This window comes from Armatimonadota bacterium, assembly GCA_016869025.1.
Taxonomy (GTDB): domain Bacteria; phylum Sysuimicrobiota; class Sysuimicrobiia; order Sysuimicrobiales; family Humicultoraceae; genus VGFA01.
In genome coordinates this window covers 1-14337 of record VGFA01000032.1, presented here as the reverse complement: position 1 = coordinate 14337, position 14337 = coordinate 1, and the positions used below count along the sequence as shown (strand labels likewise).

The 14337-nt window shown below is 66.5% G+C and carries 15 protein-coding genes, 1 tRNA gene and 1 pseudogene; 8 read left to right on the top strand and 9 right to left on the bottom strand.

The window, feature by feature from the left end; genetic code table 11:
* From FJX73_12300 to FJX73_12285, 4 genes are all read right to left on the bottom strand, one after another.
* On the bottom strand, positions 1 to 458 hold a 458-nt coding region (locus FJX73_12300; GenBank protein ID MBM3471551.1), incomplete at its 3' end, for a LamB/YcsF family protein.
* Positions 442 to 1242: an alpha/beta fold hydrolase gene (locus tag FJX73_12295; GenBank protein ID MBM3471550.1), complete on the bottom strand. Its 801-nt coding sequence runs from the start codon at positions 1240 to 1242 to the stop codon at positions 442 to 444. The genes FJX73_12295 and FJX73_12300, both read right to left, overlap by 17 nt.
* Positions 1239 to 1886 carry an MBL fold metallo-hydrolase gene (locus FJX73_12290; protein MBM3471549.1) on the bottom strand — a complete coding sequence of 216 codons (648 nt, stop codon included), beginning with the start codon at positions 1884 to 1886 and terminating at the stop codon, positions 1239 to 1241. The genes FJX73_12295 and FJX73_12290 overlap by 4 nt, the downstream gene beginning before the upstream one ends.
* A gap of 78 nt (positions 1887 to 1964) precedes the next feature.
* Positions 1965 to 2234, bottom strand: a complete 270-nt coding sequence (locus FJX73_12285) for a hypothetical protein (GenBank protein MBM3471548.1) — start codon at positions 2232 to 2234, stop codon at positions 1965 to 1967.
* Between the two features lie 33 nt (positions 2235 to 2267).
* On the opposite strand from FJX73_12285, the gene FJX73_12280 reads away from it, so the two are divergent.
* Genes FJX73_12280 through FJX73_12265 form a run of 4 tightly spaced genes read left to right on the top strand, consistent with a single transcriptional unit; the run spans position 2268 to position 5834 of the window.
* Positions 2268 to 3014, top strand: coding sequence for a putative N-acetylmannosamine-6-phosphate 2-epimerase (locus FJX73_12280; protein ID MBM3471547.1), 747 nt, complete (start codon positions 2268 to 2270; stop codon positions 3012 to 3014).
* Positions 2983 to 3897: a sugar phosphate isomerase/epimerase gene (locus FJX73_12275; GenBank protein MBM3471546.1), complete on the top strand. Its 915-nt coding sequence runs from the start codon at positions 2983 to 2985 to the stop codon at positions 3895 to 3897. Before FJX73_12280 ends, FJX73_12275 begins: the two co-directional genes overlap by 32 nt.
* Before the next feature lie 38 nt (positions 3898 to 3935).
* A complete protein-coding gene (locus FJX73_12270) occupies positions 3936 to 4775 on the top strand; it encodes a peptidase M55 (protein MBM3471545.1) in 840 nt (279 codons plus the stop codon).
* Entirely contained in the window at positions 4776 to 5834 is a 1059-nt protein-coding gene (locus FJX73_12265; protein MBM3471544.1) for a tartrate dehydrogenase, read from the top strand.
* A gap of 59 nt (positions 5835 to 5893) precedes the next feature.
* On the opposite strand, the gene FJX73_12260 is transcribed toward FJX73_12265, so the two are convergent.
* The gene (locus FJX73_12260) at positions 5894 to 6763 is read right to left on the bottom strand and encodes a peptidase M55 (GenBank protein MBM3471543.1); all 870 of its coding nucleotides are present in this window, start codon (positions 6761 to 6763) and stop codon (positions 5894 to 5896) included.
* A gap of 378 nt (positions 6764 to 7141) precedes the next feature.
* Here FJX73_12260 and FJX73_12255 point away from each other — a divergent pair, with 378 nt between their 5' ends.
* From FJX73_12255 to FJX73_12245, 3 genes are all read left to right on the top strand, one after another.
* Entirely contained in the window at positions 7142 to 8698 is a 1557-nt protein-coding gene (locus FJX73_12255; protein MBM3471542.1) for a Fic family protein, read from the top strand.
* Positions 8699 to 9418: 720 nt separating this feature from the next.
* Positions 9419 to 9598, top strand: a complete 180-nt coding sequence (locus FJX73_12250) for a hypothetical protein (GenBank protein ID MBM3471541.1) — start codon at positions 9419 to 9421, stop codon at positions 9596 to 9598.
* Positions 9595 to 10485: a nucleotidyl transferase AbiEii/AbiGii toxin family protein gene (locus FJX73_12245; GenBank protein ID MBM3471540.1), complete on the top strand. Its 891-nt coding sequence runs from the start codon at positions 9595 to 9597 to the stop codon at positions 10483 to 10485. The genes FJX73_12250 and FJX73_12245 overlap by 4 nt, the downstream gene beginning before the upstream one ends.
* Before the next feature lie 108 nt (positions 10486 to 10593).
* Here FJX73_12245 and FJX73_12240 read toward each other — a convergent pair whose 3' ends face one another.
* Entirely contained in the window at positions 10594 to 11391 is a 798-nt protein-coding gene (locus FJX73_12240) for a HEAT repeat domain-containing protein (protein ID MBM3471539.1), read from the bottom strand.
* A 290-nt stretch (positions 11392 to 11681) separates the two neighbouring features.
* On the opposite strand from FJX73_12240, the pseudogene FJX73_12235 reads away from it, so the two are divergent.
* Positions 11682 to 12007 (top strand): annotated as a pseudogene (locus FJX73_12235) (transcriptional regulator).
* 2 nt (positions 12008 to 12009) lie between these two features.
* Here the strand turns inward: FJX73_12235 and FJX73_12230 are convergent.
* The 3 genes from FJX73_12230 to FJX73_12220 form a co-directional block, all read right to left on the bottom strand.
* Positions 12010 to 12085 (bottom strand) — tRNA-Glu (locus FJX73_12230).
* Positions 12086 to 12173: 88 nt separating this feature from the next.
* Positions 12174 to 13076, bottom strand: a complete 903-nt coding sequence (locus tag FJX73_12225; GenBank protein MBM3471538.1) for a sugar phosphate isomerase/epimerase — start codon at positions 13074 to 13076, stop codon at positions 12174 to 12176.
* Positions 13073 to 14125: a LacI family transcriptional regulator gene (locus tag FJX73_12220; GenBank protein MBM3471537.1), complete on the bottom strand. Its 1053-nt coding sequence runs from the start codon at positions 14123 to 14125 to the stop codon at positions 13073 to 13075. Before FJX73_12220 ends, FJX73_12225 begins: the two co-directional genes overlap by 4 nt.
* Positions 14126 to 14337 lie beyond the last annotated feature (212 nt).

Genomic DNA, 14337 nt, shown 5'->3' with positions numbered 1-14337 from the left:
GCGGCGGCCATGGCCGAACCGGGCGGCGCGTACAGCCACAGCCCCTCGAACACGACCGCGGCCTCTGCGATCGCCCCGGCCAGCGCGGCATCGGCGACCGCCATGTTGTAGAGCGCGCCGTGCGCCTTCACGTGCCGCAGCCGCGTACCCTCGCACGCGGTCAGGGCCGCGACCGCGCCGATCTGGTAGATCAGCATCGCCACCAGTTCTTCTGGCGCAACGTGCATCGCCCGCCGGCCGAATCCCTGGAGATCGGGGAAGCCGGGATGCGCGCCCACCGCGACCCCTGCCGCGACGGCCGCGCGGATCGTTCGACGGATGACCACGGGATCGCCGGCGTGGGCGCCGCACGCCACGTTGAGCGAGGTCACCGAGCGCAGCAGTTCGGCGTCCGCGCCGATGGTGTAGCCCCCGAACCCCTCGCCTCCGTCCGCGTTGAGGTCAACCGTCGCGCGCATCCCCCACCTCCCGGCCTTGTACCTCGTGGGGCCGTGCCACGCGGCCGGGGTCCCCCTGGTCGAGTCGCTCCAGAAAAGACCGCATCGCGCGGTTCACCGCACGCGGCTGTTCGAGCATGACCATGTGCCCGGCCCTCTCGATGACCACCATTTCGGATCCGGCTATCCGCTCGTGGAGGTAGCGGCCGTACTTCACCGGGGTGAGCCGGTCCTCGGCGCCGCAGATTACGAGCACCGGCAGCACCAGATGGTCCAGCTCGGACATCACGTCGAAACCGTCGGCGGCCTCCAGATCCGCTGCAAGCACGGCCGGGGGCGCGGCGTGCAGGAGCGCCAGCGACTTCTCGCGCAGGCGCTCCGGTGGGTTCGTCCCCAGCCACATGGCGCCGAACTGCTCGATCGCCGCGGGGTCCGCGGCGCGGATCCCTTCGAGAATGCGCGGCGCGACCCTCAACCGCGCCCCGGTGCACATGAGCACGAGCGCGCGGACTTCCTCGGGGTAGACAAGCGCCCAGCGCAGCGCGATCGCGCCGCCGAGCGAGTGGCCGGCCAAAATGAGCGGGCCGTGAGCGGCGTCCTGTCCCGGCGCCTCGCGCAACGCCCGGAGGAAGCCGTCCACGCTTCTCGGGGTGTCGCCGGCGCGGCCCGGCAGATCCTCGGCGCGCGCGCGGGGAAACGCCAGGAGCTGGTTCTGCCAGGCAAGCGCCCGACCTCCGGCGCCGTGGAGCAGGAGCAGGCCGTCACCCAAGGCCGCCGTGCCCAGCACCGCCGTGCCCAATGTCAGCTACCTGCCGGCGGAGCGAGCCCAACCAGAAAGGGATTGGTACGGCGCTCGCGGCCGACCGTGGTCTCCGGACCGTGGCCGCTGTAGAGAACGGTCTCGTCGGGCAGCGTCAGGATGTGCCGGGCGATCGCCCGCATCAGGGTGTCGTAATCCCCTCCGGGCAAGTCGGTGCGGCCGATGCTGCCCGGGAAGACCACGTCCCCTACGAAGGCCGCGCCGTCGCCCAACAGGCAGATGTGGCCGGGACTGTGACCGGGCGTGTGCGCGACCCGAAACCGGGCGCCTCCCAGCGTCAGCTCATCGCCGTCGCGCAGGAGGCGATCCGGCGCAGGTGGCGGCGGTACGGCGACGCCGAAGAACAGCAGGGCCTGCTCGACCGCGGTCATCAACACCGGGAGTTCGGCCTCGCCGGCCAGGAAGGGTGCGCCGGTCGCAAGCACCAAGTCGCGCACGGCGCCGATGTGGTCGAAGTGGGCGTGGGTGGCGATGATCGCCTCTGCGGTGAGGTTGCGGCGCGCCAGCGCCGCCGTCACACGCGGGGCATCTCCCCCGGGGTCAATGACCGCAGCGCGGCCCGTGGCCCCGTCGTGGACGATGTAGCAGTTGGTCGCGATTGGACCGAGTTGCAGTGTCTCGACTTTCACACCGGGGGGCCTCCCGCGCAAAGATACCCGACCACAGGGAAACGAAGCCGCACCACGGAATACGTCCCCGGTGGGGCCTTACCGCGCCGGGCGCGGGAAACCGAGCAGGTAACGGCGGGCGGCCTCGATGCGGCCGGGCAGGCGCTCGCCCCAATCCGGTCCGGCGATGTCGCCGGAGGGCATGAACATGAGGGCGTGCGCCGGGCCCAGCGCCAGGCCGAACAGCACCCCGGGCACCGGGGTGTCGCGCCACCGCACCGAGCCGCGGTCTACCGCGAGCGCCCGATCAATGCCATTCGCAGCATCGCGCAGGCGCCTGTAGGCCTCGCGTTCGGTCAGGGTAGTCACCCTTTCATTGTAGCGCATCAGGAGGAATCGCGCATGGACGGAGCCGCAGCGCACCGCTCCCTCACCGTCCACCCGGCGCTGGCCGCGCTGCGTGGGGGGTTGATCGTGTCGTGTCAGGCGCGGCCGGACCACCCTCTCCACGGCCCGATCTTCATGGCAGCGATGGCCCGGGCCGCATCCGGCGCCGGAGCGCTGGGGCTGCGGATGAACGGGCCCGAGGACATAAGCGCCGCGCGCGCGGCCGTGGACCTGCCCATAATCGGCCTGTACAAGCGGCCCTACGACGACTGCCAGGTAGTCATTACGCCCACCTTCGCCGAGGCCGAGGTGGTGGCCGCTTCCGGCGCTACGGTCATAGCGCTGGACGCCACCGGCCGCCGGAGGCCTGACGGGGTAGGCCTGGCGGAGATGATCGCCCGAATCCACGACGAACTCCGCCTGCCGATCCTGGCGGACGCCTCCTGCATCGAGGACGGATTGGCCGCCGCATCCGCTGGCGCCGACGCGGTGGCGACCACGCTGTCGGGCTACGTGGACCCGGAGGCGCCTCCGCCAGAGGATCCCGACCTCGATCTGGTCGCGGCCCTTGCCGAGCGCGTGCGCGTGCCGGTCATAGCCGAAGGTCGGATCAAGACCCCTGCGGAGGCGCGCGAGGCACTGGACCGCGGGGCGTTCGCCGTGGTGGTGGGTACCGCGATCACCAATCCCAGGGAGATCGCACGGGGATTCGTGCAGGCGCTGGCCCCGCATGCAGGGGGGCGGAGGGCGCAGGGATGGTGACGCAGGGATGGGCACGCCGGAGCGGTCAAAGGGTGATGGTGAAGGGGTGATGGGGATGAAGTTTGGCGTCTGCGCGTGGATCTACGGGGATGCGCCCCTCGAAGACACGCTGGGTAGAATCGCGGCCGCGGGCTACGACGGCGTCGAGCTGCCGGGCGAGCCCGACCGCTGGGCGCCGGAGGAGGTGCGGCGGGCGCTCTCTCGCCACAACCTGGCACCGCTGGCGCTTACCGCGTCGTGCATGTTCCCGCAGACGCCGCGCGATCTCGCCAACCCTGATCGCGCAATCCGGGAGCAGGCAGTGCGCTACATTGTGGATTGCCTGCGGTTCGCCAGGGAGGTGGGCGCGCCGCTCGTCCAGATGCTGCCGTCGGGCGAGACGCGCCTCCGTCCGAAGGCGTCGCGCGATGACGAGTGGTGGTGGTCGGTCGAGGGGATGCGGGCCGCCGCGGTCGAGGCCGAACGGACGGGCGTTCGGATCGCCATCGAACCGCTCAACCGGTACGAGGCGTACCTGATCACGACGGCGAGCGATGCGCTCGCGTACCTGGCCGAGGTGGACTCGCGGTGGGTCGGGCTCACGCTCGACACCTTCCACGCCAGCATCGAGGAGCCGGACATAGCAGGGGCGATCAGGGCGGCCGGGAAGCATCTCTTTCACTTCCACCTGGGCGACACGAACCGGCAGGCACTGGGACGCGGGCACCTCGATCTGCCCTCGGTCATGGAGGCGCTCCGCGCGACCGGCTACGCCGGCGCGGCCGTACTGGAAGTCATGCCACCGGGACCCGATCCCTTCCAGTCAATAAAGGACAACCGGTCACCGCAGGTGTTGGACGGGTACCTGGCCGAGTCGCTCGCGCGGCTGCGGGCATACGCCTGAGCCACCCTGCGCCTGAACCACCAAAGGAGGAGTTGGCAGTGCGCATCTATATCTCCGTGGACATGGAGGGCATCACCGGCGTCGCCGCCGGCAAGCACGTGCAGCCGGGCGAGAAGGACTACGACCGGTTCCGGCGCCTGATGACCCAGGACGCCAACGCCGCGATAGAGGGGGCACTGGAAGCAGGCGCGACCGAGGCCGTGGTCAGCGACGGGCACGGCCCGATGACCAATCTGCTCGTGGAGGAACTCCATCCGGAGGCGCGGCTGATAAGCGGCAGCAACAAGCTGCTCTGCCAGATGGAGGGCATAGACGGCGGGTTCGACGCCGCGTTCTTCGTCGGGTATCACCAGCGCGAGGGCGGCGGTGACGGCATCCTGAACCACACGCTCGTCGGCAAGATCGTCTACGAGGTGCGGCTGAACGGCGAGCCCGCGGACGAGGCCGCTATCAACGCCGCCACGGCCGGCGCGTTCAGCGTGCCGGTCGCCCTGGTGACCGGCGACAGCGCGGTCTGCGCCGATGCCTCTCGCCGCCTGCCCGGTGTCGTGGTTGCGCCGGTGAAGGAACCGGTTGACCGCACGGTCGGGCTGAGCCTGACCCCAAGCCGGGCGCACGCGCTGATCCGCGCGCGCGCCGCGGATGCGGTGCGCGCGGTTCGGGACGGCGGCGTAAAACCGTACCGGCCTGCGACACCGGTGACCTTCGAGGTGGACTTCAAGCGCACGGCTCCGGCGCACATGGCCACGCTGTTCCCGGGCGTGGAGCGCCGCGGCCCGCGGACTATAGCCATCACCGACCCTGACTATGTGCGGGCGTTCAAGCTGTTCTGGGGATGCCTGATCGTGGGGATGGCGGCCTCGGAGGGGCTGTTCTAGGTGAACCGCTATCGGATCGCCGTCATACCAGGCGATGGCATAGGGACCGAGGTGGTCCCCGAGGGGCTCAAGGTGCTCCATGCCGCCGCCAGCCGCTTCGGCTTCCAGATCCGACCGGTGACCTTCCCGTGGGGCTGTGAGCACTACCTGCGCCACGGCGTGATGATGCCCGACGACGCCCTGGAGACGCTGCGGGAGTTCGATGCGATCCTGCTGGGCGCCATCGGCGACCCGCGTGTGCCCGACCACGTTTCGCTGTGGGGGTTGCTACTGCGGATCCGCAAGGCGTTCGACCTCTACGCCAACGTCCGCCCGATCCGGCTGCTCGAGGGGATCGCCTCGCCGCTTGCAGGGCGGCGGCCCGAGGATGTGGACATCCTGTTCGTGCGCGAGAACACCGAGGGGGAGTACTCCGGGATCGGCGGCCGCCTCGCCACCGGCACTCCCGACGAGGTGGCGGTGCAGACGACGCTCTTCACGCACCGGGCCACCGACCGCATCCTGCGCTACGCATTCGACCTGGCACGGCGGCGGCGGGGGAAGCTGGCACACATCACCAAGTCCAACGCGATGCAGTACACCGCGGTCATGTGGGACGAGGTGGCCGATAGGGTCGCGCGCGACTACCCCAGTGTGCAGGTATGGAAGCTCCACGTGGACGCCGCCGCCTACCAAATGGTGCTGCACCCCGACTGGTTCGACGTGATGGTCGGATCGAATCTGTTCGCCGACATCCTCACCGACCTGGGCGCAGCGCTGCAGGGCAGCCTGGGCCTGGCCGCCAGCGCCAACCTGGACCCCAGCCGCGCTTCCCCCTCGATGTTCGAGCCGGTCCACGGCTCGGCGCCCGACATCGCGGGGCGCGGCATAGCCAACCCGATGGCTACGATCTGGTCCACCTCCCTGCTGCTCGAACACCTGGGCGAGGCCGAGGCAGCGCGCGCGGTGTTCGAGGCGCTATGCGGAGTAGTGCGCCGGGGCGTGGTACGAACACCAGACCTAGGCGGGGGCAGCAGCACCGCGGAGGTAGGCGACGCCGTGGCCGCGGCGATCGGCTGAGGACCGCGCCATTGAGGAGCATGCCGCGGAGGAGCGCACAGCGGCCGGGTCGGTTCTAGCTAGCCATGGTGCCAGAACGCGTCCCAGGCATGCCAGAAGTTCTCGCCGATGGCGCGCACTGTGCGCGGCCCGACTACCTCGACGCCTGCGCGGCCGCGGAATGCCTCCGCTTTGTCCGGGGTGGTCAGCTCTACCTGAAACGTCACCGGTGCGGCGAACCTGAGCGGAGACGGCCAGCCCTGCCGGCCGGTCGGTGCTCCTCCGGTCGCGGCTCCTCCGGTCGCGGCTCCCCGGACCAGGGCTTCCCTGACCCTTGATTCTATCAGCGCGCGGGCCTCGGCCGGCGCCAGGTGCCGCGCGGAGAACCGGCCCAGCCCCTGCTTCACCGCAGCGGTCACGAGCTCGGGACCGAGCAGGGCCTGGGCCTCGCGGCACACCGCCTCATCCCCGGACAGAAACACGACCGGGGTGTTCCAGCAGCCGGCGATCGCGGCGACGATGCCGGTCTCCCCGACCTCGGTCCCGTTGATCGTGGCGGCGTACCAGGATTCCGAAGAGACGGTGTGGGACAGGACACCGCCGGGCGTGCCGGACATCGCGTGCGCGGCCACAAGCAGGGCGGCATCGCATCCGCGTTCAAGCGGCTCGATGTGGCGCGTCCACGTATGGCCGAGCACGTAGCGGGCGCCGGGCTCGATGCGCTCGGGGATCAGGCTCAAGAAGCCACGCGCTCCGGGATGGCTTCCCCCGTGCCCGTCAATCACCACGACCTCGGTTGCCCCTGCGGCCAGAGCGCCGCGGACCGCGGCGTTGATCTCCTCGGTGTAGAGACGGCGCCCCTCCTCGTAGAGCGGCAGGCTGCCGCCTACCTGCTCCCAGGTGGAGATGCCGGCCACGCCTTCCATGTCGGCCCAAATCACAACGCGCATCAGGTCTCACCTCGTCCGGGAATCTGCGGTCCCTGCTGGATTCGGGCGGAGGGGGATCATTCCTGGTGGCCCCAGGGGGTTTTGGCGGCACCGCGCGTTTGCTGGAAGTCACGTTCGCCGGGGTCGCGCTGACTGCCTGAACCCCGCTTGAGGTGAGGCTCTCGCGGCCAGCGGTATTGTGCATGCCCCGCGCAGACCCCCCACGAAGCGTACCCGTGGGCCTAGCCTGAGGCGTGGGCTGAAAGCGGCAATCGACAGCATAAGCTAAGACGCTCTCGGCACAATAAGCTGGGACACGTCCGCAGAATAAGCTAGATTTCCATCGGCAGAATAAGCTAAAATCTACGAGGGCGCCATGCGCCCAGGGTAGGGTGAATCGTGGCAGGACCACAAGGCAAACTGGCTGATTCCCATGAGGCGCTCAAGAAGCTTCAGGACCGTGGTTTGGTCGCCATCCGCTCGGCCGAGCTGACTCGCACGCATCGGGAGCGGCTCGTACGCGGCGGCTTCCTACAGCAGGCCATGAAGGGTTGGTACATCCCAGCCCGGCCGGACGGAGCTGGCGGCGAAAGCACGGCTTGGTACTCCTCTTTCTGGAGCTTCTGCGCGGCCTACCTGAATGCGCGGTTCGGGACGGAGTGGTCCCTGTCTCCTGAGCAGTCTCTGTCTTTGCATGCTGGCAACTGGGCCGTGCCGCGCCAATTGGTCGTCCGCTCGCCCTCCGCACGCAACCGCGTCACCCCGCTGCCACACGAAACCTCTCTCCTCGATGTACGGGCTGCGCTGCCGGCGGAAGGACACAGGGAAGAGCAAGAAGGTTTGCGGCTGTTCTCTCTGCCGGCAGCGCTGATCGCCTGTTCCCCAAGCTACTTCCCCCGGAGGGCCACCGATACGCGCACGGCCCTCACGATGGTGCGTGATGCTTCGGACCTTCTAGCCGTGCTCCTGGCCGGCGGCCACAGCACAGCGGCAGGCCGTCTCGCCGGCGCCTTCCGCAACATCGGCCGCGCACGCATTGCCGACGACATCCTCAAGACGATGCGGGCAGCTAGCTATGACGCACGCGAGAGTGATCCGTTCAGTGACCGATCCGTGTTCGCTCTACCCGTGCGCGAGCACTCTCCCCACGTCAACCGCATTCGCATGATGTGGCAGCAGATGCGGGGCCCGGTGATAGAGATATTCCCCGCCGCGCCTGGGACTATCGCTGACGTCAACGGGTATCTGCAGGCCGTTGAAGACGTGTATGTTACGGACGCCTACCATTCACTGTCGATCGAAGGATACCGCGTTAGTCCGGCCCTCATCGAGCGCGTACGCACCGGCGCGTGGAACCCTGATCATGACTACAATGACCGAGAACACCGCGACGCGCTGGCCGCGCGCGGCTATTGGCAGGCCTATCAAGCTGTCGGGGCGAGCGTGCGAAAGGTGCTGGGGGGAGACAACCCAGGCGCAGTCGCTGACGCTGACCATGCCGACTGGTACCGGGAGCTCCTTGCGCCGAGTGTGACTGCCGGAATCATCAATGCAGCGGACCTCGCAGGGTACCGCAGTGGCCAGGTCTATATCCAGCGCTCAAAGCACATACCGCCTCGCCATGAAGCAGTTCGTGATCTCATGCCAGCGTTCTTCGATCTGCTGCGCGCAGAGGAAGAACCCCGTGTGCGCGTGGTACTGGGGCATTTCGTCTTTGTGTACATCCATCCCTATATGGATGGCAATGGCCGCATGGCGCGATTCCTGATGAATGTCATGCTTGCCGCCGGCGGCTATCCGTGGACGGTCCTGCCGGTTGAGGAACGCAGCCAGTATGTGGCGGCGCTCGAGGCGGCGAGCGTCGAGCAGAACGTTGAGCAGTTCGCGGCCTTCCTGGCTCGTCTGGTGCAAGCGCGGCTCGAGGGCCGCCCTATGCCCACATTGCCCACCAATTAGAGGAAGGGTTCACGAGGAGACCTGGTGGCCCCAGGGGGATTTGGCGGCACCGCGCGTTTGCTCGAAGTCACTTTCGCCGGCGTCGCGCTGGCCGGCTAGGCCGCGCTGGGCAAGCGGGCAGGGAAGGTATCGGTTAGAACTGAGGCCGCCCGAGGATCTTCGGAGCGGCGGCCTTGGCGCGTGCCCCGGCGAAGGGATTTTGGATGTGATTGACGTTCCCTCAATAATGTAGTAGGTTTACATTATCGAGGGAACGATATGCGCAAACCCAGCCGACCTGCAACTCAGACGGCGCCGCCCGATCACCGAGCTCTATTTCAGATCGCTGCGGATCAGGGCGGCTACTTCACAAGCGCTCAGGCGCACGAGGTAGGATTCAGCACCCGATTGATCGCCCATCATGTGGGTACTGGGCGGTTCATCGCTTTGCGGCCGTGGGGCGGAGTGTACCGGCTACGGGACTTTCCAGAAGGCTCGCACGACGCCGAGTGGGCCGTTCTGGTGACGCTTGGACCAGATGCGGTACTGAGTCACGAGACGGCCCTTCGCCTACACGATCTAAGCGACGTCGCGCCGCGACTCGTGCACGTTTGGGTTCCTTACGAACGCCGACCTCGCATGCGTCGCTCTGTCCCCCGTGGCGTGCGAGTGCACGTCGCACGTGCCCGACTCCGGCAGACGGATGTGACCCTAGTCAACGGCCTTCGGGTGACAACGCCGTTGCGCACGCTGATCGATACGGCCTCAGGAGGCACGCAGCCCGAACAGGTCGCGCTCGCCCTCGCGCAGGCGTTCGACCGTGGGTGGGTCACACGTACTGAAGTCGAAGTCGCCGCGCGCGCGCGCGGTCCGAAGGTTGCCGAGCGTATACGCACGCTACTCCTCGAGGCGAACCGATGAAGTACAAGACGGCCCAGGCCCTGCGTCAGGCGCTAAGGGCCCGACTGGAAAGGATTGCACACCAAACCGGGTTGGACATGCCGACGCTGCAACGCCGCTTAGTAATCCAGCAATTCCTCGCGCGGCTGCTGAGAGTCGTCGACCATGGATGGGTCCTCACGGGGGGAGCGGCACTCGACTGGCGTCTCGCACAGCGCCAGGACTTCCAACGGCGGGTTACCGTGGACCTGGACGTCCTCTACCGTGCGACTGAGGAAACAATCCGAGCTGCCTTTTCCGCCGCAGCCCAGGTGGACCTCGGTGACGGGCTCCGCTATGTCATCGTTCCGACGCGCCGGACCGATGCTGCGACGGCGTCGTACGGGTTTCACCTCACAGCGTACATCGGCACGGTGCCATACCTGAAGGCGCGGGTCGACGTGGGCGTGGTCGACCCTCTCGAATGGGAGCCCGAGTTCTTGCCCGCTCCCCTATCGATCCCGGATTTGGGCATCGGTGGTTTCACGATCCCGGGCCTCCCGATTCCCCACGCGATTGCCGAAAAGGTGCACGCGATCACGAAGATAGTGGACGGCTTGGAACGATCACGAATGGCCAAGGACATGGCCGATCTGGCGCTGATGGCACGAACCGAGCGCTTTGCCGCGTCGGAGGTGCGTGCAGCATTGGAGGCGGTCTTTGAGGCTTACAGAACACACGCCATGCCAACGGCAATTCCGGTGATGCCCAATCGTTGGACTGGCGACTACGCAGAGATCGCCACTGAGTTGGGGCTCCCGCCAGATTCGACCATCGGACACTCATTAGTCAGCACCTGTTTGGACCCTGTGCTGAGCGGGCAGGCGCGAGGGGAATGGGATCCAGACTCGCAAAGCTGGCAAGAGTGAAGGTACAGCGGTCAAGGCGACTCTGCCGGCGCCGCGAACGCTCTCAGGGCCGACGAGGGGATCTGGTGGCCCCCAGGGGATTTGGCGGCACCGGGCGTTTGCTCGAAGTTACCTTCGCCGGCGCCGCGCTGGCCGCGTAACTCGACCGCCTGAATTTGCTCGGCGCGGCTCCCCGAGATACCTGGATCGGGTCGCACGAGCGATCCGCAGGGGCACGCTTCCCTTCTCTGCATGGGCAACAAAGTCCCAGTCCACCCACTGCTTCCAGGCTGCGAGATCATCCTCAACCTTGTCATTCAGCCTGTTGCGATAGTACCCTGCACTCTCCACACGCCGCCGCCGCCAGGGGATCCAAACATCTCGCAGCGCTTCATAGGCAGTTCGGCGGACCGTGAAGTCTTCGGACTCATCTCTCATGATATGTGCCATGAGCCGACTGGCTTGACGATCGCGGGAGGCCATGAGCACGAGCCCAAGGCCTGAGGCAGCCGTCCACCTCACCTGCGCATCAGGATCCCTCGTCAGCAACTCGACGTACTTCCGACGATGCTTGTCTATCTTCCAGTGCAATGTCAGTACGCTAAGGGCGATCTCTCTCATGTTGCGGCGAGGGTGCCGCAGGAACCTCAGCACGTCGCGTTCCAGTTCTTTCGTTCCCGCCTCCCCGAACCAGTGCAGAAGGCCATAGAGCCCGTGATGGTAGAACCGGCGCCTTCCGAAAAGTCGGAAGACCTCCTCCATGACCACCCGGGCGACCTCCGGCTCCTGGAAGTAGATCGGTGCAAGCAGGGTTTCCTCTTCCTCAAGGAGGCTCCGGTGCTTCCTGAGCAGCCGTCTGACCTTGTCAGGATTCCCCGCACGGACTGCGCGAAGATACTCCCTAACCCATACGTAGAACTCCCACATCACAAATCACCAGGCGAGAAGATGCCGGACTATGCGCACTTCTCACCGTTTGGCTCAGGCCCCTGCCCAGAGCACCCCTCTCAGAGTTACAGTCACCGAGGCAACCACCGTCGCTGGCAAACACCGGGATTCTTGCGACTCGGGCGCGTCGACGTCTGTCGCGCTGTTCGGAACAGATTCAGAGACATCGGTCTGACGGAATATTACCTCCAGCCTATACTCAGACCGTGCAATGGACAGTCGAGTACACGATTAGCACCTGGAAGCTATAAGACGTGAGGGGCGACGATATGGCCAAGAGATTCGTGCATCTATAAGAGAGGATGCCACAAGAACGCCAGGCTCGCGCGAAGGTGCGTGCAGATGCCATCCTTGCATCCATGCCTCTCCAACAACTGCGACGCGCACGTGAACTCTCGCACCAAACGCTCGCAAAAGCCATGGACACCACCCAGGGCGAGATTTCGAAGCTCGAACACCGCACCGACGCCTACATCAGCACCCTTCGCAGTTACGTTGAGGCCCGGATGGGCGATTGCGGATTGTCGCGGAGTTCCCTGAAGGAAGCTACGAGATCACGCAGTTCGAAGAGATCGATGGTATCTCGTCCCGTTGACCTGGTGGCCCCAGGGGGATTCGAACCCCCGTTTCGGCCTTGAGAGGGCCGCGTCCTGGTCCCCTAGACGATGGGGCCACGCGTACAGCAGTACGCCGGGGGACCGGCCGGCCGGTTCATTATACGGGCGAGGCTTACGGGAGGCAAGCCGCCCCCGGCCTGTCTCCTACGCCGTATCACCGCCCACGCGCTCAAGGAGCGCGCGGATGTAAGCGTACGCTTCGCGGTACTGCTCGTCGAGGTCGGGCACGCCACCGACGTCAATCCCGACATAGCCGTCGAAGCCGTGGCTGCGCAATCCGCGGATGAGCGCCTCCCAGTCCACGGTCCCGCGGCCAGGTGCAAGATGCTCGTTGTCGCGGCCGTCGTTGTCCGATGCGTGAACGTAGAATATGCGCCGCCCGAGCTTCTCAACCGACAGAGGCAGGATCTCCTTCTGGGCGTGCAGGTGGCCGGTATCCAACACTGCGCCCAACGCGGGGTCGCCAATCTGCTCGATCAGGCGCAGCAGCGCATCGGTGTTGCTCACCATCTCGCCAACCCGGGGTTCCAGGCACACGCGTAGTCCCGCGTCACGGGCGATTGCCACGCAGGCGCGGACTCCATCAACAAGGGCGCCCCAGGCGCGCTCCCATGAGAACCCCGCCGGAATCCGCACATCGAACTGGCGCTTGAAGTCCACGGCGTCATCGTAGGGTCGGTGGCGCACGAATTCCACCGGCGCCGCGTAGCTGTCCACCTGAACCGTCGGGGCTGCGAAGTAGACCGTAAGCTCAGTTGCGATCTTGAACAGTTCGAGGGCGTGCCTGCGACGCTCCGAATCGGTGCTGACGAGATCCGGAAGCACCGGGCAGAAGTTCATCATGCGCAGACCCAGATCATTGCATCGCACCCGGAGGTCTGCGCGCGCGGAGTAGACGGCGCGCAGGTTTTCCTCGCGCACACCCTCCAGTTCGACCGCGTCGAAGCCCAGGGCAGCCATCTCGCCGAGCACCCTGTGCGTGTCTTGGATTGAAGGAGGATAGCCGTACTTGTTTATGGCATACAGCCAGCAGCAGTTTATCTTCACGACACGGCCTCCCTGTCCGATGGTATCTTGCCGCCACACGACCGCCGTATCACGAGCTCAGGCATCAAGGTCACGATCCTGCTCTGTGGGGGTGATTGCGCCCCAACGGCGTCGAGCAGCCGGTCCGCGGCCAGCCGGCCCATCTCCGCCTTGGGCTGCGCCATCGTGGTGAGCGGAGGGTCAACGTGCGCGGCCAGGTCAATGTCATCGAATCCGACTATGGCAACATCCTCCGGCACACGGCGTCCCGCACGGCGGATTTCTTCCAGCGCGCCGATCGCCATGAGGTCATCGAAGGCGAAGACCGCGCTTGGGGGCCGCCTGAGACTCAGCAGCGCTGCCATGGCGCCGCGGCCGGCCGCGATCGAAGCGGTACCCCCGGCCACAAGCTCTGGGGCGAAGCCGATACCTGCGTCCAAGAGGGCGTTCCTGTATCCCCGGAGGCGACTGCGGTGGGAAGACGACTTCGACGGCCCGGCCAGATACGCGATGCGCCGGTGCCCGAGCCCAATCAGGTGAGCGGTCGCGCGGCGGCCACCCCCCTCTCCGTCGGTCACCACCGCGGCGGCGGCCGGGTGCCTCAGCACGCGGTTGATCAAGACGAGAGGAATCCCCTCCTCCACCAGACCGATCAGGTATCCCGACGGGACACGAGAGGCGCACAGGATCAGGCCGTCAACCTGCCTTTCCAGCAACACCGAGATCACAGCCCGCTCCCTGGCCGGGTCTTCGTCCGTGTCGCAGAGCACGACGTTGTAACCCCTTGCCGCGGTGGCATCTTCGACCGCCCGAACCAGTGGTGGAAAGAACGGGTTGACGATATCGGCGATGACGAGGCCGATCGTGCGCGATCTTCGCGTGACCAGCCCCCGCGCCAGCGCGTTGGGCCGATAGTTCAACCTCTCGATCGCTGTAGTGACCCTGCGGCGGGTATCATCGCTTACGTAGGGCGCCCCGTTGATGACGCGGGAGACCGTCTTGGTGGAAACCCCGGACAGGGATGCAACCTGCTTGATTGTGGGTGGAGACGCCCGGGTAGGCCGCGGCACAGTACCCTCCGCTATCTGACCTTGGTCCTGACAACGTTTACCGACGACTTGGGTATTTCCCCGGCGTCACGGCCACTTCCTGCCACTACGATTCAGACATAAGTTCGGATAGAGGCTGAAGCGGGCTTCCGGCGGGTATTCCAGCCAGTAGGGGCGGGGTCGTCAACAAGAACCTTGACGACCTCGTGCTTTTCACCTAGGATCAGGGTAGT

Coding starts and splice junctions, on each gene's coding strand:
- FJX73_12280 (MBM3471547.1), top strand. CDS start 2,268: ATGGACGGAGCCGCAGCGCACCGCTCCCTCACCGTCCACCCGGCGCTG.
- FJX73_12240 (MBM3471539.1), bottom strand. CDS start 11,391: ATGTGGGAGTTCTACGTATGGGTTAGGGAGTATCTTCGCGCAGTCCGT.
- FJX73_12275 (MBM3471546.1), top strand. CDS start 2,983: ATGCAGGGGGGCGGAGGGCGCAGGGATGGTGACGCAGGGATGGGCACG.
- FJX73_12245 (MBM3471540.1), top strand. CDS start 9,595: ATGAAGTACAAGACGGCCCAGGCCCTGCGTCAGGCGCTAAGGGCCCGA.
- FJX73_12260 (MBM3471543.1), bottom strand. CDS start 6,763: ATGCGCGTTGTGATTTGGGCCGACATGGAAGGCGTGGCCGGCATCTCC.